At 55.6% G+C, this 19628-nt stretch carries 31 protein-coding genes and 1 pseudogene; 31 read left to right on the plus strand and 1 reads right to left on the minus strand.

The features are described from left to right. From tuf to rplQ, 29 genes and pseudogenes are all read left to right on the plus strand, one after another. Nucleotides 1-315: pseudogene (gene tuf, locus BM035_RS20800) on the plus strand (elongation factor Tu); the annotation flags it as partial. 186 nt (nt 316-501) lie between these two features. Beyond that, complete coding sequence (rpsJ, locus tag BM035_RS20805) at nt 502-813, plus strand: 30S ribosomal protein S10 (protein ID WP_004580743.1); 312 nt, start codon at nt 502-504, stop codon at nt 811-813. Nucleotides 814-889: 76 nt separating this feature from the next. After that, entirely contained in the window at nt 890-1528 is a 639-nt protein-coding gene (gene rplC, locus BM035_RS20810) for a 50S ribosomal protein L3 (protein WP_008174858.1), read from the plus strand. Between the two features lie 11 nt (nt 1529-1539). Continuing rightward, nucleotides 1540-2145: a 50S ribosomal protein L4 gene (gene rplD, locus BM035_RS20815; RefSeq protein ID WP_008174860.1), complete on the plus strand. Its 606-nt coding sequence runs from the start codon at nt 1540-1542 to the stop codon at nt 2143-2145. After that, on the plus strand, nt 2142-2435 hold the full coding sequence (gene rplW / locus BM035_RS20820) for a 50S ribosomal protein L23 (protein ID WP_008174862.1): 294 nt from the start codon (nt 2142-2144) through the stop codon (nt 2433-2435). Before rplD ends, rplW begins: the two co-directional genes overlap by 4 nt. Before the next feature lie 17 nt (nt 2436-2452). After that, on the plus strand, nt 2453-3280 hold the full coding sequence (gene rplB, locus BM035_RS20825) for a 50S ribosomal protein L2 (RefSeq protein WP_008174864.1): 828 nt from the start codon (nt 2453-2455) through the stop codon (nt 3278-3280). 23 nt (nt 3281-3303) lie between these two features. Beyond that, nucleotides 3304-3579, plus strand: a complete 276-nt coding sequence (gene rpsS / locus BM035_RS20830; RefSeq protein ID WP_007154011.1) for a 30S ribosomal protein S19 — start codon at nt 3304-3306, stop codon at nt 3577-3579. A gap of 16 nt (nt 3580-3595) precedes the next feature. After that, entirely contained in the window at nt 3596-3928 is a 333-nt protein-coding gene (rplV, locus tag BM035_RS20835) for a 50S ribosomal protein L22 (protein ID WP_008174870.1), read from the plus strand. Nucleotides 3929-3939: 11 nt separating this feature from the next. Further along, the gene (gene rpsC, locus BM035_RS20840; RefSeq protein WP_008174872.1) at nt 3940-4623 is read left to right on the plus strand and encodes a 30S ribosomal protein S3; all 684 of its coding nucleotides are present in this window, start codon (nt 3940-3942) and stop codon (nt 4621-4623) included. A 12-nt stretch (nt 4624-4635) separates the two neighbouring features. Continuing rightward, entirely contained in the window at nt 4636-5049 is a 414-nt protein-coding gene (rplP, locus tag BM035_RS20845; protein WP_008174875.1) for a 50S ribosomal protein L16, read from the plus strand. Then, complete coding sequence (rpmC, locus tag BM035_RS20850; protein WP_008174877.1) at nt 5049-5240, plus strand: 50S ribosomal protein L29; 192 nt, start codon at nt 5049-5051, stop codon at nt 5238-5240. Before rplP ends, rpmC begins: the two co-directional genes overlap by 1 nt. Before the next feature lies 1 nt (nt 5241). Then, nucleotides 5242-5508 (plus strand): 30S ribosomal protein S17, encoded by a 267-nt coding sequence (gene rpsQ, locus BM035_RS20855; RefSeq protein WP_008174879.1) that lies wholly within the window; start codon nt 5242-5244, stop codon nt 5506-5508. 18 nt (nt 5509-5526) lie between these two features. Further along, nucleotides 5527-5895: a 50S ribosomal protein L14 gene (gene rplN, locus BM035_RS20860; protein WP_007154005.1), complete on the plus strand. Its 369-nt coding sequence runs from the start codon at nt 5527-5529 to the stop codon at nt 5893-5895. A 17-nt stretch (nt 5896-5912) separates the two neighbouring features. Continuing rightward, the gene (gene rplX / locus BM035_RS20865) at nt 5913-6233 is read left to right on the plus strand and encodes a 50S ribosomal protein L24 (RefSeq protein WP_008174881.1); all 321 of its coding nucleotides are present in this window, start codon (nt 5913-5915) and stop codon (nt 6231-6233) included. Between the two features lie 15 nt (nt 6234-6248). Then, nucleotides 6249-6788 (plus strand): 50S ribosomal protein L5, encoded by a 540-nt coding sequence (gene rplE, locus BM035_RS20870; protein WP_008174883.1) that lies wholly within the window; start codon nt 6249-6251, stop codon nt 6786-6788. Between the two features lie 12 nt (nt 6789-6800). Continuing rightward, nucleotides 6801-7106 (plus strand): 30S ribosomal protein S14, encoded by a 306-nt coding sequence (rpsN, locus tag BM035_RS20875; RefSeq protein ID WP_008174884.1) that lies wholly within the window; start codon nt 6801-6803, stop codon nt 7104-7106. 88 nt (nt 7107-7194) lie between these two features. Continuing rightward, nucleotides 7195-7587, plus strand: a complete 393-nt coding sequence (gene rpsH, locus BM035_RS20880) for a 30S ribosomal protein S8 (protein WP_008174886.1) — start codon at nt 7195-7197, stop codon at nt 7585-7587. Between the two features lie 9 nt (nt 7588-7596). Further along, entirely contained in the window at nt 7597-8130 is a 534-nt protein-coding gene (rplF, locus tag BM035_RS20885) for a 50S ribosomal protein L6 (protein ID WP_008174888.1), read from the plus strand. 9 nt (nt 8131-8139) lie between these two features. Next, complete coding sequence (gene rplR, locus BM035_RS20890; RefSeq protein ID WP_041644927.1) at nt 8140-8487, plus strand: 50S ribosomal protein L18; 348 nt, start codon at nt 8140-8142, stop codon at nt 8485-8487. Nucleotides 8488-8499: 12 nt separating this feature from the next. Beyond that, nucleotides 8500-9000 (plus strand): 30S ribosomal protein S5, encoded by a 501-nt coding sequence (gene rpsE, locus BM035_RS20895; RefSeq protein ID WP_008174892.1) that lies wholly within the window; start codon nt 8500-8502, stop codon nt 8998-9000. Nucleotides 9001-9004: 4 nt separating this feature from the next. Next, complete coding sequence (rpmD, locus tag BM035_RS20900) at nt 9005-9193, plus strand: 50S ribosomal protein L30 (RefSeq protein WP_012139786.1); 189 nt, start codon at nt 9005-9007, stop codon at nt 9191-9193. A gap of 1 nt (nt 9194) precedes the next feature. Then, entirely contained in the window at nt 9195-9629 is a 435-nt protein-coding gene (gene rplO / locus BM035_RS20905; protein WP_014575962.1) for a 50S ribosomal protein L15, read from the plus strand. A 17-nt stretch (nt 9630-9646) separates the two neighbouring features. After that, entirely contained in the window at nt 9647-10969 is a 1323-nt protein-coding gene (gene secY / locus BM035_RS20910) for a preprotein translocase subunit SecY (protein WP_008174899.1), read from the plus strand. A gap of 30 nt (nt 10970-10999) precedes the next feature. Continuing rightward, nucleotides 11000-11113: a 50S ribosomal protein L36 gene (rpmJ, locus tag BM035_RS20915; RefSeq protein WP_008174902.1), complete on the plus strand. Its 114-nt coding sequence runs from the start codon at nt 11000-11002 to the stop codon at nt 11111-11113. A gap of 140 nt (nt 11114-11253) precedes the next feature. Beyond that, the gene (gene rpsM, locus BM035_RS20920) at nt 11254-11610 is read left to right on the plus strand and encodes a 30S ribosomal protein S13 (RefSeq protein ID WP_014575963.1); all 357 of its coding nucleotides are present in this window, start codon (nt 11254-11256) and stop codon (nt 11608-11610) included. 13 nt (nt 11611-11623) lie between these two features. Continuing rightward, complete coding sequence (rpsK, locus tag BM035_RS20925) at nt 11624-12013, plus strand: 30S ribosomal protein S11 (RefSeq protein ID WP_007153992.1); 390 nt, start codon at nt 11624-11626, stop codon at nt 12011-12013. A gap of 18 nt (nt 12014-12031) precedes the next feature. Next, nucleotides 12032-12652, plus strand: coding sequence for a 30S ribosomal protein S4 (rpsD, locus tag BM035_RS20930; protein WP_053114301.1), 621 nt, complete (start codon nt 12032-12034; stop codon nt 12650-12652). Nucleotides 12653-12687: 35 nt separating this feature from the next. Further along, entirely contained in the window at nt 12688-13692 is a 1005-nt protein-coding gene (locus BM035_RS20935) for a DNA-directed RNA polymerase subunit alpha (protein ID WP_008174911.1), read from the plus strand. Nucleotides 13693-13725: 33 nt separating this feature from the next. Then, nucleotides 13726-14124: a 50S ribosomal protein L17 gene (rplQ, locus tag BM035_RS20940; RefSeq protein WP_008174913.1), complete on the plus strand. Its 399-nt coding sequence runs from the start codon at nt 13726-13728 to the stop codon at nt 14122-14124. Nucleotides 14125-14345: 221 nt separating this feature from the next. Here rplQ and uvrA read toward each other — a convergent pair whose 3' ends face one another. After that, complete coding sequence (gene uvrA / locus BM035_RS20945) at nt 14346-17168, minus strand: excinuclease ABC subunit UvrA (RefSeq protein ID WP_092034258.1); 2823 nt, start codon at nt 17166-17168, stop codon at nt 14346-14348. 185 nt (nt 17169-17353) lie between these two features. Here uvrA and BM035_RS20950 point away from each other — a divergent pair, with 185 nt between their 5' ends. Further along, complete coding sequence (locus BM035_RS20950) at nt 17354-18724, plus strand: MFS transporter (RefSeq protein WP_092034260.1); 1371 nt, start codon at nt 17354-17356, stop codon at nt 18722-18724. Nucleotides 18725-18781: 57 nt separating this feature from the next. Next, on the plus strand, nt 18782-19306 hold the full coding sequence (gene ssb / locus BM035_RS20955; RefSeq protein WP_092034262.1) for a single-stranded DNA-binding protein: 525 nt from the start codon (nt 18782-18784) through the stop codon (nt 19304-19306). Nucleotides 19307-19628 lie beyond the last annotated feature (322 nt).

Here is a 19628-nt window from a genome sequence, read left to right on the forward strand (position 1 = left end):
CAGGTTCTGGCGGTTCCGGGTTCCATCACTCCGCACACCAAGTTCGAGTGCGAAGTGTACGTACTGTCCAAAGAAGAAGGCGGCCGTCATACTCCGTTCTTCAAGGGCTACCGTCCGCAGTTCTACTTCCGTACCACCGACGTGACCGGTTCTTGCGAACTGCCGGAAGGTGTGGAAATGGTTATGCCGGGTGACAACGTCAAGATGAGTGTTACCCTGATTGCTCCGATCGCCATGGAAGATGGCCTGCGCTTCGCGATTCGTGAAGGCGGCCGTACCGTTGGTGCCGGCGTAGTCTCCAAGATCATCGAGTAATCTGCTCGTTTGATCAGGAAAAAAGGGGCTGATTCTTCAGCCCCTTTTTCTGTTTCAGCCGCAAAGCCAGCCTGACCCGGTCAACCAGTATTGCTGTTGACAGGGTTGGGTATTATGCATACAATGCGGCTCCTTTTTTTGAAGGTCGGCTAACTAGTAGCTGCTACGAGTGGAGTTTGGTGCATCATGCAAAGCCAAAAAATTCGAATCCGGTTGAAGGCGTTTGATTATCGCCTGATCGACCAGTCCACGCAGGAGATCGTCGATACCGCCAAGCGGACCGGCGCTCAGGTGCGTGGCCCTATCCCTCTGCCGACGCGGAAGGAAAAGTACACCGTATTGATCTCTCCGCACGTCAACAAGGACGCGCGCGATCAGTATGAAATTCGTACGCATAAGCGTTTGCTCGACATCGTTGAGCCGACGGAAAAGACAGTAGATGCTCTGATGAAACTGGACCTGGCAGCAGGTGTAGACGTTCAGATCAGCCTCGGCTAATACCGCCCGGTATTAGTCTGTGTAACTGTCATAAGGCCATAGAGGGTGAGAGCCCCGTACACTTAAGAGGTGAAACATGGCAATTGGTGTTGTCGGTCGTAAGGCCGGTATGACCCGTATTTTTACGGAAGATGGGCAGGCGCTGCCCGTAACGGTAATTGAGGTTGAGCCCAACCGCATTACCCAACTGAAAACTCTTGAAAGCGATGGCTACCGCGCCGTTCAGGTGACTGTCGGTACTCGTCGTTCCTCTCGTGTTACCAAGAGCGAAGCGGGCCACTTTGCCAAGGCGGGTGTTGAAGCCGGTCGTGGTATGTGGGAATTCCGTCTTGCCGATGGCGAAGGTGAGGATCTGGCCGCCGGTGGCGAGATTACGGCTTCTGTATTCGAAGACGGTCAGGTGGTAGATGCCATCGGCCAGTCCAAGGGTAAGGGCTTCCAGGGCGGTGTTAAGCGCTGGAACTTCTCCATGCAGGATGCCACTCACGGTAACTCTCTGTCTCACCGTGCTCCGGGTTCCATTGGTCAGAACCAGACTCCGGGCAAGGTATTCAAGGGCAAAAAGATGGCGGGCCAGATGGGTAATGCTCAGGTAACTGTGCAGAACCTGAAAATTGTCCGTGTCGACGCCGAGCGCAACCTGCTGCTGGTAAGTGGTGCCGTTCCCGGCGCAACTGGCGGCGATGTTGTCATCAAGCCTGCAGTTAAAGCCTGAGGAGCGGTGCGATGGAATTGACTATTACAGGTAGCGGCAAGGGAATTTCTGTTTCCGACGCTGCATTCGCCAAAGATTTTAACGAGTCGCTGGTTCACCAGGTAGTGACTGCCTACATGGCAGGCGCCCGCCAGGGTACCAAGGCTCAGAAGACGCGTTCCGAAGTAAGCGGTGGCGGTAAGAAGCCATGGCGTCAGAAGGGCACCGGTCGTGCCCGTGCCGGTACTATCCGTAGTCCGATCTGGCGCTCCGGTGGCGTTACCTTTGCAGCCAAGCCTCGCGGCTTTGAGCAGAAGGTAAACCGCAAAATGTACCGCGCAGCGATGCGCTCCATTTTTTCCGAGCTGGTTCGCCAAGAGCGTCTGGTTGTTGTTGACGACATGAACGTTGACAGCCCGAAGACCAAGGCATTCAACGCCAAGCTGAAGGATATCGGTGTGACCAATGCGCTGATCCTGTCCGACAACGTCGAACAGAACCTGCATCTGGCCTCACGCAACATTCCGCACGTTGACGTGCGTGATATTGCTGGTCTGGATCCGGTTAGCCTGGTTGCCTTCGAGAAGGTCGTTGTGACCGTTCCCGCTCTGAAGAAGATCGAGGAGATGCTGGGATGAATCAGGAACGTATTTACAAGGTCCTGCTTGGGCCGCACGTATCGGAAAAAGCGTCTCTGGCAGCAGAGCGTGGCCAGGTGGTGTTTCGTGTAGCACCTGATGCCACCAAGCCCGAGATCAAGAAAGCCGTTGAGCAGCTGTTCAACGTCACCGTAGAAGGTGTTCAGGTTCTGAACCGTAAGGGTAAGCTCAAGCGCACTATCCGCGGGTTCGGCAAGCGTAATGACATTCGTAAGGCTTACGTAAAGCTGGCAGAAGGTCAGGACATCGATTTTCTGGATGTGGAATAAGGTAAAGGGGTCGTAATATGCCGATCGTCAAAACCAAACCAACATCTGCCGGACGCCGTCACGTTGTAAAGCTTTACAACCCGGATCTGCACACTGGGCGCCCCTACGAGCCGTTGGTAGAAAGAAAGAACAAGACGGGTGGTCGTAACAATGTAGGCCGCATCACAACCCGTCACACGGGTGGTGGCCACAAGAAGCACTACCGTGTCATCGATTTCAAGCGGACCAAAGATGGTATCCCGGCGACTATTGAGCGCCTGGAATACGATCCGAACCGCTCTGCGCACATTGCACTGTTGAAGTATGCCGATGGCGAGCGTCGTTACATCATCGCTCCCAAGGGTATGCAGATCGGTGATCCTGTGCGCTCCGGTATCGACGCGCCAATCAAGGTGGGTAGCACGCTGCCGCTCCGGAATATCCCGGTCGGTTCTGTGATCCACTGCGTCGAACTCAAGCCTGGCAAAGGTGCACAGCTGGCTCGCTCTGCGGGCGCATCCGTACAGCTGGTTGCCCGGGAAGGTGCTTATGCCACCATCCGCCTGCGCTCAGGTGAAATGCGTAAGGTGCTTGTTGACTGTCGCGCAACGTTGGGTGAAGTGTCCAACAGCGAACACAGCCTCAAGCAGCTTGGTAAAGCGGGTGCATCACGTTGGCGCGGCAAACGGCCAACAGTACGTGGTGTTGCTATGAACCCAGTTGACCACCCACATGGTGGTGGTGAAGGGCGTACCTCTGGCGGGCGTCACCCGGTTACTCCGTGGGGTGTTCCGACCAAAGGGCATAAGACTCGTAAGAACAAGCGTACTGACAAGATGATAGTACGTCGTCGTTCGGCCAAGTAAACGACTACATAGAGGTAATTGCTGTGCCACGTTCTTTGAAGAAAGGTCCTTTTATAGACCTGCATCTGTTGAAGAAGGTCGAGGCAGCTCTGGAAGCTAACGACAAGCGGCCGATCAAAACCTGGTCCCGCCGGTCGACAGTCTTTCCAGAGATGGTAGGCCTGACCATTGCAGTCCACAACGGCAAGCAGCACGTGCCGGTTTATGTCACCGAAGATATGGTTGGACATAAGCTGGGTGAGTTCGCGGCAACGCGTACTTATCGTGGTCATGCGGCCGACAAGAAAGCTAAACGCTGATTCTGAGGTAATCAAAATGGAAGTAGCAGCCAAGTATAAGGGCGCTAACCTCTCAGCTCAGAAAGCACGTCTTGTCGCTGACCAAGTACGTGGCAAGGCTGTTGAGGATGCCCTGAACATTCTGACTTTCAGCCCGAAGAAGGCGGCGGTTGTGATCAAGAAAGCTCTTGAGTCCGCCATCGCCAACGCTGAGCACAACGAAGGTCTGGACGTTGACGAACTGCGGGTTTCCACCGTGATGGTGGATGAGGGTCCGACGCTCAAGCGAATCAAAGCTCGAGCCAAGGGGCGCGCTGACCGTATTTTCAAGCGCACCTGCCATATCACCGTCAAGGTCGCCGACAAGTAGGAGATGCTCAGATGGGTCATAAAGTAAATCCAACCGGCATTCGCCTGGGTGTGATCAAAGAGCACAACTCAGTCTGGTATGCCGACAAAAAGGAATACTCCAAGAACCTGCTGAATGATATTCAGGTTCGCGAGTTCCTCGACAAGCGTCTGGTTAAGGCGTCTGTCAGCAAGATTGTGATCGAGCGCCCTGCTCAGAACGCCCGTATCACGATCCATACTGCCCGTCCCGGTATTGTTATCGGTAAGAAGGGTGAAGATGTTGATCGTCTGCGTCGCGAAGTCAGCGACATGATGGGTGTGCCTGTGCACATCAACATCGAAGAAGTCCGCAAGCCGGACCTCGATGCCCGCCTGGTAGCGCAAAACGTTGCCGGCCAGCTGGAGCGTCGTGTGATGTTCCGTCGCGCTATGAAGCGTGCGGTCCAGAACGCCATGCGCCAGGGTGCCAAGGGTATCAAGATCCAGGTTGGCGGTCGTCTCGGGGGTGCTGAAATCGCGCGTTCCGAGTGGTATCGCGAAGGTCGTGTTCCGCTGCACACACTGCGTGCAGATATTGATTACGCAACCTACGAAGCGCATACCACTTACGGCGTAATCGGCGTCAAGGTATGGATCTTCAAAGGTGAGATTCTTGGTGGTATGGAGCAGGTCCGTGCTGACAAGAAAGCCTCTGGGAAGAAAGGTTCTAAGTAAAGGGGCACTCTTATGCTGCAACCAAAACGCACCAAATTCCGCAAGGTAATGAAAGGCCGTAACACCGGGCTTGCTCACCGCGCCAACAAGGTGAGCTTCGGTGAATACGGATTGAAGGCTACGAGCCGTGGGCGTATAACTGCGCGCCAGATTGAGGCAGCGCGTCGTACCATGACTCGTCGCATCAAGCGGGGCGGTAAGATCTGGATTCGGGTATTCCCGGACAAGCCGATCACCGGTAAGCCGCTTGAAGTTCGAATGGGTAAAGGTAAGGGTTCTGTCGAGTATTGGGTGGCTGAAATCCAGCCTGGCCGTATGCTCTACGAGATGGAAGGTGTTTCCGAGGAAATCGCTCGTGACGCATTCACTCTCGCAGCGGCCAAACTGCCGGTACAGACCACCTTTGTAACGAGGACGGTGATGTGATGAAAGCAACAGAGCTGCGTGAAAAGTCAGTCGAGGAGCTGAACAAAGAGCTGATCGACCTCCTGAAGGAGCAGTTCAACCTGCGCATGCGTAAGGCGACAGGTCAGCTGAATCAGTCTCACCTTCTCGGCAAGGTGAAGCGCGACATCGCTCGCGTGAAAACAGTATTGAACGAAAAGGCAGGACAGTGACATGACCGAAGCTACCCAAACTGCCAGAACTCTGAGCGGCAAGGTCGTGAGCAACAAGATGGAGAAGTCCATCGTGGTGCTGGTCGAGCGTCAGGTGAAACACCCGCTGTACGGTAAGTACATGAAGCGTTCAACCAAGATCCACGCTCACGATGAGAGCAATCAGTGCAACATCGGTGACACTGTGACCATTCAGGAAACCCGTCCGGTCTCCAAGACCAAGAGCTGGGCCCTGGTGGAAGTCACTGAACGTGCATCCAAGGTGTAATTCGCCCGGAGAACAACCATGATTCAGACTCAAACAATGCTTGAAGTCGCGGATAACAGCGGTGCGCGTCAGGTGATGTGCATCAAGGTCCTGGGCGGTTCACATCGGCGTTATGCCAGCGTAGGGGATATCATCAAGGTGACCGTCAAGGAAGCCATCCCCCGCGGTAAAGTGAAGAAAGGCCAGGTCCTGAAAGCTGTCGTGGTACGCACCCGCAAGGGTGTTCGCCGTCCCGACGGTTCGCTGATCCGTTTCGACGGAAACGCGGCGGTACTTCTGAACAATCAGGACGCACCGATTGGTACCCGTATCTTCGGACCGGTTACCCGTGAACTGCGTAATGAAAAGTTCATGAAGATTATCTCACTGGCACCCGAAGTACTTTAAAGGACCAGAGGCCGGTTATGAAAAAGATCAAACGAGATGACGAAGTAATCGTCACCACGGGGAAAGATAAAGGCAAACGTGGTAAAGTCCTGAAGGTTCAGGACGATGGCCGCATGGTGGTTTCTGGGATCAATATGATCAAGAAGCACACCAAGCCGAACCCGATGCTGGGCTCCCCAGGTGGCATCGTCGAAAAAGAAGCACCTATCCAGGCTTCCAACGTGGCTATTTTTAATCCGCAGACCGGCAAAGCCGATCGTGTAGGCTTCCAGATCAAGGAAGACGGCGCGAAAGTGCGGATCTTCAAGTCCACGAATGAAGCTGTCGATAACCAGTAAGCGGTGGTGGTTACGATGCTTAACATGAAAGAGCAGTACAGTAAGGAAGTGGTACCCGCCCTGCAGAAAGAGTTCAGCTACAAGAACATCATGCAGGTGCCGCGTATCGAAAAGATCACCCTTAACATGGGTGTCGGCGAAGCGGTTGGTGACAAGAAGCTGATTGAGAATGCTGTGGCGGATCTCGAGCGCCTGGCAGGTCAGAAAGCGGTTGTTACCAAGGCTCGTAAATCCGTCGCGGGTTTCAAAATCCGTGAAGGTTGGCCTATCGGTTGTAAAGTTACCCTGCGCGGCGAGCGTATGTGGGACTTCTTTGATCGTCTGGTTCACATTGCGGTTCCCCGCATTCGTGACTTCCGCGGTCTGAATCCCAAGTCGTTCGACGGTCGCGGTAACTACAGCATGGGTGTGCGTGAGCAGATCATTTTCCCCGAGATCGAGTACGACAAAGTCGACAAGATCCGTGGTCTGGATATCACCATTACCACCACTGCCGGTACCGACGATGAAGGTCGCGAACTGTTGAAAGCCTTTGGCTTTCCGTTCAAGAAATAAGGAACGAGTGTAATGGCTAAGGTTTCCATGAAAAACCGTGAGCTCAAGCGCGAAAAGACCGTTGCGAAGTTTGCAGCGAAGCGTGCCGAGCTCAAGGCGATTATCAAGAACCCGAATACCAGCGATGATGACCGTTGGGACGCACAGATGAAGCTTCAGCAGCTTCCTCGCGATGCTTCTCCTTCGCGTCTTCGTAATCGTTGCCAGGTGACTGGTCGTCCCCACGGCGTTCTGCGCAAGTTTGAGCTGTCACGGATCAAACTCCGTGAATACGGCATGCGCGGTGACGTTCCGGGCCTGACCAAGGCAAGCTGGTAAGATAGGCACCCTGACCTCGGTCGGGTGCCTGTTGGTAAGCGGTGCGGCAAGCCGCTGCACAACTAAAAAGATCAGGAGCCTCATACCAATGAGTATGCAAGACACGCTTGCGGATATGTTTACCCGTATCCGTAATGCACAGATGGCATCGAAAGCAGACGTTACGATGCCGTCTTCAAAAATGAAGATCTCCGTAGCCCAAGTCCTCAAGGACGAAGGTTACGTCGACGATTTCTCCGTTTCAGCCGACGCGAAGCCCGAGCTGACGATTACTCTGAAATACTTCGGTGGCAAGCCGGTTATTGAAGAGATCAAGCGGGTCAGCCGTCCGAGTCTGCGCCAGTACAACGGCGCTGGGGAACTGCCGAAAGTATCCGGTGGTCTGGGAGTCGCGATTGTCTCAACGTCCAAGGGCGTTATGACAGACCGCGCCGCACGAGCTGCTGGCGTGGGTGGCGAAGTCATCTGCACCGTATTCTAGGAGATACACATGTCCAGGGTTGCCAATAATCCTGTCGTGCTGCCTTCCGGTGTTGAGGTTAAGCTGAACGGACAGGAAATTAGTGTGAAGGGCTCCAAGGGAGCGCTTCAAATCACCATTCACCAGGCGGTTGAAGTAAAGCAGGAAGAAAATGTTCTGCGCTTTGCGGCCCGCGATGGTGCTACCAAGTCCCGCGCTCTTGCTGGTACTACTCGTGCACTGGTCAACAACATGGTGACCGGTGTTTCCACAGGCTGGGAACGTAAACTCCAGCTGACGGGCGTAGGTTACCGTGCCCAGGCGCAAGGTAAGAAGCTCAATCTGACTCTGGGTTTCTCACACCCGGTCGAGTATGAGCTGCCCGAGGGGATTACCGCAGAAACTCCGTCCAATACGGAAGTTGTAATTCGCGGTATCGACAAGCAACAGGTTGGCCAGGTCGCTGCGGAAGTCCGCGCGTTCCGTCCGCCCGAGCCTTATAAGGGCAAGGGTGTTCGTTATGCGGATGAGCAGGTCAGACGCAAAGAAGCCAAGAAGAAATAAGGCGGGACTATGAGCGCGAATACTGAAAGATTGCGTCGCGCACGCAAAGTGCGCATGAAGATCCGTGAACTGGGTACCAATCGTCTGTGCGTTCACCGCACACCGCGTCACATGTACGCCCAGGTCACAACTGCAGACGGCAGCAAGGTGCTGGCTTCTGCCTCCACGTTGGATAAGGAACTGCGCCAGGGTGCAACCGGTAACGTGGACGCTGCCAAAAAGGTCGGTCAGCTGATCGCTGAGCGTGCCAAGGCAGCAGGTGTAGAGCAGGTTGCTTTTGACCGCTCCGGTTACCGTTATCACGGCCGTATTCAGGCTCTGGCCGACGCAGCCCGTGAAGCTGGCTTGCAATTCTAAGAGGTGGAGAAGATGAGCGTTAACGAACAGAAGGCGCCTGAGCTCCAGGAAAAGCTGGTTCAGGTCAATCGTGTCGCCAAGGTTGTTAAAGGTGGCCGTATTTTCGCCTTCACCGCACTGACTGTAGTGGGTGATGGTAAAGGTCGCGTTGGTTTCGGTCGTGGCAAGGCGCGTGAAGTGCCGGTTGCCATCCAGAAGGCCATGGAAGCTGCACGCAAGAACATGGTAGAAGTTCCGCTTGACGGTACTACCCTGCAATACCCGGTCAAGGCTCAGCATGGCGGCTCCAAGGTCTACATGCAGCCTGCGTCCGAAGGTACTGGTATCATCGCCGGCGGTGCGATGCGCGCAGTACTGGAAGTGGCGGGTGTTCAGAACGTACTGTCCAAGTGTTACGGGTCTACCAACCCGGTGAACGTGGTACGTTCCACCATCAAGGGTCTCCAGGCAACTCAAGCGCCTGAAGATATTGCAGCCAAGCGCGGTAAGACCGTGGAAGAGATTCTGGGTTGAAGTCATGGCGAACGCAAAAACGATCAAAGTAACTCTGACCCGCAGCCCCATCGGCTGCCAGCCCAAGCACAAGTTGTGTGTGAAGGGCCTGGGTCTTCGTAAAATCGGTCACACCGTGGAAGTGGAAGATACCCCTTCCATCCGCGGCATGATCAACCGGGTTGATTACCTGGTTCGGGTTGAGGAGAACTAAGATGCGTCTGAACGAACTTAGTCCGGAACCCGGTTCACGCCAGGCCCCCAAGCGGGTCGGTCGTGGTATCGGTAGCGGTCTCGGTAAAACCGGCGGTCGTGGTCACAAGGGTCTGAAAGCCCGCTCCGGCGGCAGTGTAGCGCCCGGTTTCGAGGGTGGTCAGCAGCCGTTGGCCCGTCGTCTGCCGAAGTTTGGCTTCACCTCCCGTCAGCAGCGCTACGTTGCTGAAATTCGCCTGAACGAGTTGGCGAAGGTTGAAGGCGATGTGGTGGATCTGGAAGCCCTGAAAAAGGCAGACATTATTCGCGGAGAGATTCGCGAAGCCAAGGTTATCATGTCCGGCGAACTGAGCCGCGCGGTAACTGTGAAGGGACTTCGGGTAACCAAAGGCGCGCGCGAGGCAATTTCTGCCGCGGGTGGTAAAGTCGAAGACTAAGGCGAGTCGAGGACTAAATGGCCAAGAACGCATCATTGCCTGCGGGCGCGGGTAAAGGACTGGCAGAGCTGCGATCGCGGCTCTGGTTTGTCTTCCTGGCATTGCTGGTGTACCGGATTGGTGCCCACATTCCGGTGCCGGGTATCAACCCCGACCGTCTGGCGGCACTGTTTGAACAGAACCAGGGCACAATCCTGAGCATGTTCAACATGTTTTCCGGTGGTGCGCTTGAGCGCATGAGTATCTTCGCTCTCGGTATCATGCCGTACATTTCGGCCTCTATCATCATGCAGCTCATGACTGCGGTTAGTCCGCAGCTTGAGCAGCTGAAGAAAGAAGGTGAGGCTGGCCGTCGAAAGATCAGCCAGTACACACGGTATGGTACGGTTATCCTGGCCCTGGTTCAGGGTTTCGGTATTTCTGTCGGTCTGGCATCTCAGGGTGTCACTTTCAATGACAGCTTCAGCTTCCACTTTGTGGCGGTTGTGTCATTCGTGAGTGGTGCCGTGTTCATGATGTGGCTTGGCGAGCAGATCACCGAGCGGGGTGTTGGTAACGGCATCTCCCTGCTGATCTTCGCCGGTATCGTCGCCGGGCTTCCCGGTGCGATCGGTCAGACGCTCGAGCAGGCCCGAAATGGTGAGATGAGCCTGCTTGTCGTACTCGGTATTGGTGTTCTTGCGGTTGCTGTTATCGGCTTCGTGGTCTTCATGGAGCGCGGGCAGCGCAGGCTGACAATCAATTACGCCAAGCGGCAACAGGGTCGCCGGGTGTTCGCCCAGCAGTCCAGTCACCTTCCCCTGAAGGTAAATATGGCCGGTGTTATTCCGCCCATCTTTGCGTCTTCCATTCTGCTCTTCCCGGCTTCGCTGGGGCAGTGGTTTGGTCAGGGTGAGGGTATGGAATGGCTGAGCGATGTATCCCAGGCCCTGGCGCCGAGCCAGCCGTTGTACATTATCCTGTTTGCAGCAGCAGTGGTTTTCTTCTGCTTCTTCTATACAGCCCTGATGTACAACCCGAAGGAAGTTGCGGATAACCTCAAGCGCTCTGGAGCGTTTATTCCGGGCATTCGTCCTGGCGATCAGACTGCCAAGTATATCGATGGTGTTCTGACCCGTCTGACGCTGTTCGGTGCAATGTACATTGCAGCAGTTTCCCTGTTCCCTCAGTTCCTGATGGTGGCCGGGAATGTACCGTTCTATCTGGGTGGTACCTCTCTGCTGATTGTTGTAGTCGTGGTGATGGATTTCATGGCGCAGGTTCAGTCGCACCTGATGTCCCATCAGTATGAATCACTGATGAAGAAGTCCAATCTCAAGGGCTATGGTCGGAACGGTTAATCCCGTTCCCCTTGAAAACTGGAGTCGACAATGAAAGTACGCGCTTCGGTAAAGAAAATTTGCCGTAACTGCAAAGTAATTCGTCGCAATGGCTCGGTACGAGTCATTTGCTCGGAGCCTCGTCACAAGCAACGCCAGGGTTGATTCCGAGAGGAATCGTTCCTGACATTGTAGGGTTTCGGAATGATGGCGCTTGACTCCATGCGGGGTCAGGCGCTATTATTTCGCGCCCTTTTTGTGGCGGAAAATTCACACAGCAAAGCTTTGAACGCGGAGTAATTTGGATGGCACGTATAGCCGGTGTCAATATACCCGATCACAAACATGCTGTTGTCTCGCTGACCTACATCTTTGGTGTTGGCAAGACCACAGCCCAGAAGCTTTGCGATGCAACCGGCGTCAAGCCGGACGTCAAGGTCAAAGACCTTAGCGACGAGCAGCTTGAAGCACTTCGTACTGAAGTGGGCAAGGTGTCTGTCGAAGGCGATCTGCGTCGTGAAGTACAGATGAACATCAAGCGTTTGAAGGATCTCGGATGCCACCGTGGTCTGCGTCATCGTCATGGCCTTCCGGTCCGTGGCCAGCGCACCAAGACCAACGCACGCACCCGTAAAGGTCCACGCAAACCTATTCGTAAGTAACAGGTAGGCAAACATGGCAAAGCCAGGTACACGTACCCGTAAAAAGGTGAAAAAGACGGTTGTTGATGGCGTCGCGCACATTCACGCGTCCTTCAACAACACTATCGTGACCATTTCTGACCGTCAGGGCAACGTCCTGTCCTGGGCCACTTCTGGTGGTTCCGGTTTCCGTGGGTCACGCAAGAGTACACCTTTTGCTGCGCAGGTAGCAGCTGAAAGAGCCGGTAATGCGGCTGCTGAATACGGCCTTAAAAACCTGGACGTAGAGGTTAAGGGTCCTGGGCCCGGACGTGAGTCTGCAGTTCGCGCGCTGAATGCGTGTGGCTACAAGATCACCAACATCACAGATGTGACGCCGATTCCCCACAACGGCTGTCGTCCGCCCAAGAAGCGCCGCGTCTAACACAGGAGACAGTGAATTATGGCTCGTTATATAGGCCCGAAGTGCAAGCTGTCTCGTCGTGAAGGGACAGATCTTTTTCTGAAGAGCGGTGTTCGCGCGCTCGATTCCAAGTGCAACATCGAGACTCCGCCGGGTATGCACGGCGCGCGTCGCGGTCGTCTGTCCGAGTACGGCGTACAGCTTCGTGAGAAACAGAAAGTTCGTCGTATCTACGGCGTTCTGGAGAAGCAGTTCCGCAACTATTACAAAGAGGCCGCCCGAGGCAAAGGTGCAACTGGTGAAAACCTGCTGCAACTGCTGGAAGGTCGTCTCGATAACGTTGTATACCGCATGGGCTTTGGTTCTACCCGTGCAGAAGCCCGTCAGCTCGTCTCTCACAAGGCGATCCTGGTCAACGACAAGACGGTTAATATTCCGTCCTACCAGGTCCGGCCGGGTGATGTTGTGAGCGTGCGTGAAAAGGCGAAGAACCAGCTGCGTGTTAAAGGCGCACTGGATCTGTCTGCAAGCCGTGCACCGGTGAGCTGGGTAGAGGTCGACGCCAACAAGATGTCCGGCGTTTACAAGTCAGTACCCGAGCGTACTGAACTGCCGGCCGACATCAACGAGAACCTCATCGTCGAGCTTTACTCCAAGTAAAGCCCAGTTAGCAACGATAGCAGATAGGGGCGTCTATGCAGCGTTCAGTACATGAGTTATTGACACCTCGTACCATTGACGTGAAGGAATCAAGCGCCACACGTGCCAAGGTTACGCTTGAGCCTCTGGAAAGGGGCTTTGGCCATACTCTGGGCAGTGCACTGCGCCGGATTCTCTTGTCTTCGATGCCGGGCTGCGCCGTGACTGAAGCGCAGATTGACGGTGTCCTGCACGAGTACAGCGCCATTGAGGGTGTCCAGGAAGACGTCATTGAGATTCTTCTGAATCTCAAAGGCGTTGCCGTAAAAATGAACGGTCGGGACGATGCCGAGCTCACGCTCAGCAAGAAGGGCCCGGGCGTTGTGACAGCCGGTGATATCAAGCTGGATCATGACGTCGAGATTGCCAACCCGGAGCACGTGATCTGTCACCTTAGCGAGAATGGTGAAGTGAACATGCGTCTCCGTGTTGCACGCGGTCGCGGCTATGAGCCGGCGGACCAGCGCGGTCTTGACGAGGACGAAACTCGCGCCATCGGACGCCTGCAGCTGGATGCAACATTCAGCCCGGTTCGTCGTGTGGCTTACGCCGTGGAAAGTGCACGGGTAGAGCAGCGGACCGATCTGGACAAGCTGGTTATCGACCTGGAGACCAATGGCACCATCGACCCGGAAGAAGCAATTCGCCGGGCGGCCACCATCCTCCAGCAGCAACTGGCGGTGTTTGTCGATTTCGATCATGAGAAAGAGCCCGAGCGCGTTGAGGAAGAGGAAGAAATTGATCCTATCCTGCTGCGTCCGGTTGATGATCTGGAATTGACAGTGCGTTCAGCTAACTGCTTGAAGGCTGAGAACATTTACTACATCGGCGATCTTATCCAGCGTACAGAAGTTGAGCTGTTGAAGACGCCTAACCTTGGTAAAAAGTCGCTGACCGAGATCAAGGACGTTCTGGCGTCCCGTGGTCTGTCACTGGGCATGCGTCTTGATAACTGGCCGCCGGCTAGCCTTCGTGGCGACGACCGGGTTCTGGGCGGTTAATCGCCGATTAGTTTAAGGTAAGGAATCAGAGCAATGCGTCATCGTAAGAGTGGTCGTAAGTTCAGCAGGACCAGTGCGCATCGCAAGGCCATGTTCCGTAACATGACTGCGTCACTGGTTGAACACGAGCTGATCAAAACAACGCTGCCGAAAGCCAAAGAGCTTCGTCGGGTAGCTGAGCCTTTGATCACGCTTTCCAAGAATGATTCGGTCGCGAATCGTCGTCTGGCGTTCTCACGCCTGCGTGACGATGCAGCGGTTGCCAAGCTGTTTGACGAGCTTGGTCCTCGCTACAACGAGCGTCCGGGTGGATACCTTCGTATCCTGAAGTGCGGCTTCCGTGCTGGCGACAATGCCCCTATGGCATTCGTTGAGCTGGTCGGTCGTCCGCTGGATATCGAAGCGGAAGAGGTGGACGAAGACGAGGATTAATTTCTTCGGCTTTGGCCAACCACAAAAAAACCGGGTTCCGTGAGGTTCCCGGTTTTTTTGTGCCTCGCTTGTAGATAACTCCTAGCCTGGAAGTATGGGGGCTGGCAAGGGGGTGGAGGTTTATTTTCTTTGGAAAAATAACTCGCTGCGCTCAGACATCTTTTTCCGGCAGAAAATAAACCTCCACCCCCTCGCCGACAGAGCTATTCCTTGCCCGCCAGTTACTTCATCAACATTGGCTTCAGATAGCGGCCTGTGTGAGAAGCGGGGTTCTCGGCGACTTCCTCCGGCGTTCCCTCGGCAATGATCTGGCCGCCGCCAGAGCCGCCTTCGGGGCCCAGGTCGACAATCCAGTCGGCGGTCTTGATCACGTCCAGATTGTGTTCGATGACCACGATGGTGTTGCCATGGTCCCGCAGCCTCTCCAGAACGTTGAGCAGTTGCTGGATGTCGTAGAAGTGCAGGCCGGTGGTTGGCTCGTCAAGAATGTAGAGTGTCTTGCCTGTATCCCGCTTGGAGAGCTCTTTGGCCAGTTTAACCCGCTGGGCTTCGCCACCAGAGAGGGTGACCGCGCTCTGCCCCAGTCGGATGTATGAGAGGCCGACATCCATCAATGTCTGTAGTTTGCGGGCCAGGAAAGGCACGGCATCGAAGAACTCGCGCCCTTCCTCAACGGTCATTTCAAGTACTTCGTTGATATTCTTGCCCTTGTAGCGGACTTCCAGAGTTTCCCGGTTGTATCGCTTGCCCTTGCAGACGTCGCAGGGCACGTAGACATCCGGCAAGAAATGCATCTCTACCTTGATCACGCCGTCGCCCTGGCATGCCTCGCATCGACCACCTTTGACGTTGAAAGAGAATCGGCCAGGTTTGTAACCCCGGGAACGTGCCTCCTGTGTTCCGGCAAAGAGTTCACGGATGGGAGTGAACAGGCCGGTGTAGGTGGCCGGATTCGAGCGGGGCGTACGGCCGATGGGGCTCTGGTCAATGTCGATGACCTTGTCCAGGTGGTCCAGTCCTTTGAGCGACTGGTAGGGAGCATGGTTGAGGCTGGTGGCCTTGTTGAGTTTGGCGGCAGCCACCGGATAAAGGGTGCTGTTGATCAGCGTGGACTTGCCAGACCCGGATACACCGGTGACGCAGGTCATGATGCCCAGGGGCAAATCGAGCGTAACGTCTTTCAGGTTGTTGCCAGTAGCACCTGACAGTGTCAGAGTTTTTCCGCTGCCTTTGTTGCGCTGTTTGGGAATGGCGATTTCCCGGGTGCCGTTGAGGTATTGCCCGGTAAGTGAATCGGGGTTGTCGATGATCTGTTGCGGTGTGCCCTGGCCGATAACCTTGCCGCCATGAACGCCAGCACCCGGTCCGATATCAATGACATGATCTGCAGCGCGGATAGCATCCTCATCGTGTTCGACAACAATCACGGTATTGCCCAGATCCCGGAGATGGGTGAGGGTGGCCAAAAGCCGGTCATTGTCCCGTTGATGCAAGCCGATGGAGGGTTCGTCAAGAATGTACATGACGCCTACCAGCCCGGCGCCGATCTGGCTTGCCAGGCGAATACGCTGCGCCTCACCCCCGGAGAGTGTATCGGCACTTCGTTCAAGCGTGAGGTATTCCAGCCCGACGTTCACCAGGAACTGAAGGCGCTGCCGCACTTCCTTCAGAATTTTTTCGGCTATCTCACCTTTTCGACCCGGTAGCGCGAGGGTTTCGAAGTAATCATGTGCGTCACCCACCGGGAGATGGGTGACATCGGAAATATTGTGCTCTTCGATAAAGACGTGGCGGGCGCTGCGGCGCAGTCGTGAGCCGCCGCATTCTTTGCACGGCTGGGTGCTCAGATTGCGGGCGAGCTCCTCACGCATGCTCTGTGAATCGGTCTCGCGGTAGCGCCGTTCAAGGTTTGGCAGAATGCCCTCGAATGGATGTGCCTTCTCCATGATATGGCCACGTGAATTCACATAACGGAATGGGATATCCTCATCGCCCGAGCCGAACAGCAGCACGTTGCGAAAATCCTCGGGGAGATCCGCCCAGGGCGTTTCCAGATCGATGCCGTAGTGATCTGCCACGCTGCCCAGCATCTGGAAGTAATAGACGGCCCGGCGATCCCAGCCCTTGATGGCGCCGGATGCCAAAGTGGCTTCCGGGTGCTGGACAATTTTTTCGGGATCAAAGAACTGTTTAACACCCAGTCCGTCGCAGGTAGGGCAGGCACCCGCCGGGTTGTTAAAGGAAAACAGTTTCGGCTCGAGCTCGCTCAGGGCATAGCCGCACTGGGTGCAGGCATAACGGGCGGAGAAGGTCTGTTCTTCTCCCTCACCACTCATGGGCGCCACAAGGGCAATCCCGTCCGCCAGGTCCAGGGCGGTTTCGAAACTCTCGGCAAGCCGCTGCTCCAGGCCTGGCTTGACCTTGAACCGATCGACGACCACATCAATCTGATGTTTGCGTTTTTTGTCCAGGGCCGGCACATCGTCGATGTCATAAACCGTGCCGTCCACGCGCAGGCGGATAAAGCCCTGGCTGCGCATGGTTTCGATAACCTGCAGATGTTCGCCTTTCCGATCCCGGATTACCGGTGCCAGGATCATGAGTTTGCTGTCCTCTGGCATGGCCACCACCTGGTCTACCATCTGGCTGATGGTCTGCGCTTCCAGAGGTTGGCCATGGTCAGGGCACCGGGGCTCCCCGGCGCGGGCGAAGAGCAGGCGCAGGTAATCGTAGATTTCCGTGATGGTGCCAACGGTGGAGCGAGGGTTGTGGGAAGTGGACTTCTGCTCTATGGATATCGCTGGCGACAGGCCTTCGATATGGTCCACATCCGGCTTCTCCATCATCGAGAGAAACTGGCGGGCGTAGGTAGACAGCGACTCCACATAACGTCGCTGCCCTTCAGCATAGAGCGTATCGAACGCAAGGGACGATTTACCGGAACCGGAGAGGCCGGTAATCACAATCAGTTTGTCCCTTGGCATATCCAGGTCGATGTTCTTCAGGTTGTGGGTTCGTGCCCCTTTGATCTGGATATGGTCCATAACACCTCGCTCGGATAAAAACGAAAATTATACCGCGTTGGGCCCGCTGCGGCGAAAATGATACCGGGGCCAGCATCACGCGGGTTGTCCCCCGTCAGCGCCCCTTCTGTTACAATGCGCCGCCTGCGATGGGTATCTGCCCTCAATCTGACCGCTTTCAACCCCGGCTGAGGTACGTAATTGCCATGAATGCGCTGGAAAAACGCTCCGTATTCGCCCTGGCGTCTGTTTACGCCATGCGCATGCTCGGACTGTTCATGGTGCTGCCGGTATTCATGTTGCTGGGCGAGGATCTCAAGGATGCAACGCCCGCACTGCTGGGTCTCGCTATAGGCGCCTATGGACTCAGTCAGGCCCTGTTGCAGATTCCCTTCGGCATGCTGTCTGATCGGGTTGGCCGAAAGCGCATGATCTATATCGGGCTGGTACTTTTTGCCGCAGGCAGTTTGCTGGCCGGAGCCACGGACTCCATATACGTTGTAATTGCCGGTCGGATTCTTCAAGGCGCCGGTGCGATCGCCAGTGTGCTGATGGCGCTGCTCAGTGACCTGACTCGCGAGGAAGAGCGGACCAAGGCCATGGCAACGGTGGGGATCACCATCGGCCTGTCGTTTTCGGTATCGCTGGTTCTTGGGCCCCTTCTTGGCGCCTGGTGGGGACTGTCCGGGATTTTCTATGCGACGGCTGCGCTGGCGGTGGTCGCTCTGGTGATCGTCAACCGCCTGGTTCCAACTCCCCACCAACATAAAACCAGCGCCGACACTCACCCCGCCAGGGAGATGCTGGGGCGGGTGCTTTCAGACGGGCGCCTGCTGAGGCTGGATTTCGGTATTTTTGCCCTGCACCTGGTGCTGACCGCCCTGTTTCTGGTGTTTCCTTCCATGCTGCAGGAGCAGTTTGGTCTTGCCAGCCGTTCACACTGGTGGTTTTACCTGAGTGTGATGGTCACGTCGTTTTTCGCCATGGTGCCTTTTATCATCATGGGTGAGAAAAAGCGCAAGATGAAGCCGGTGCTGTGTGGAGCGATTGGGCTGCTGACGTTGGCCACGGCCGGGTTTACGGGTGTTTCCGGCAGTCTGATGGCGGCCTGGACAGTGCTGTTTTTCTTCTTCATGGCTTTCAATCTGCTTGAGGCGAGCCTGCCGTCGCTGATCAGTAAAGAAGCACCTGCCGCCAGCAAGGGAACGGCAATGGGCGTCTACTCCACCTCCCAGTTCATGGGGGCGTTTCTCGGGGGCGCCCTGGGTGGCTTTCTGCTGGAGAGTGGCGGGATCCAGGGGGTGCTCTGGTTTATGGTGGTGGTGCTTGGCCTCTGGTTACTGGTGGCTCTCACCATGCCGGCGCCCGGTCATACCACCAGTTTCGTGGTACAGTTGCAGCAGGTAATGAACGAGCAGTACGACGACATTGATGACAATCTCCGCCGCCTTCCGGGCGTGCAGGACGTTGTGATTGTGGAGGAGGCTGCCACCGCCTATCTTAAGGTGGATCGGCAGCAATTTGATGAAGCGTCACTTGCGGACTTTTCTTTTGTCCGGCAGGCTAACCATTCTTGAAATCCGGAGGCTCGCACGGAACGCGGGCGTCCCTGAAAACAGAGTCAGGAGCAGAACATGGCACGAGGCGTAAACAAGGTAATTCTCATCGGTAATCTGGGACAGGACCCGGATACCCGCTACACCCCTAACGGCAATGCCGTTGTGAACCTGAACCTTGCAACGGACGAAAGCTACAAGGATCGTCAGACCGGTCAGCTGGTGCCGAAAACCGAATGGCATCGGGTTGTCATGTTCGGCAAGATCGCCGAAGTGGCCGGCCAGTACCTGCGCAAAGGCTCAAAGGTCTACATTGAGGGCAAGCTGCAGACCCGCAAATGGCAGAACAAGGAAGGGCAGGATGTATACACCACCGAGGTTGTGGTGGATATTAATGGTCAGATGCAGATGCTCGACAGCCGTGGCGCCGAAGGCGGCATGAACCAGGGCGCACCGGCGGGACGGCCTCAGCAGTCCGGCTACAATGCACCGGCCGGACAGCAGAACAACCCGCCGCCCCAGTCCGGTGGCTACAGCAATCAGCCGTCCCAGGGCAGCATGCCCGAGCCGGTTGATGACTTTGATGATGACATCCCCTTCTGAGTGCGCCGTTTTGCTAGGTAAATCAAGCGCTTACGGCATTCGTGCTACAAGTATAGGCTGTTGGTAGGCCTATTGCAAACCTGACTTATCCTCGCCCAGTAATGGGCTTGAACCTCGAAAGAGGGAGGGGAGTGCAGCATGTCAGGAAAAGGCGGGTGGCGGTGAAAGAGTCTAACTTGCGCCCGTCATTGCAAGTCCCATACGGTTAAGCCTGATTGGTTGAACCATAGTCCTTTGTGGGTTTCGGGATATCAGTGACCTATGACTCTTGAGAGGTCACTTCACGTGTAGTCGGGGAGATGATTAGAACACCCGGCTAACC

Origin of the sequence: Marinobacter sp. DSM 26671 (assembly GCF_900112835.1) — a bacterium.
Classification (GTDB): Bacteria; Pseudomonadota; Gammaproteobacteria; order Pseudomonadales; family Oleiphilaceae; genus Marinobacter; species Marinobacter flavimaris.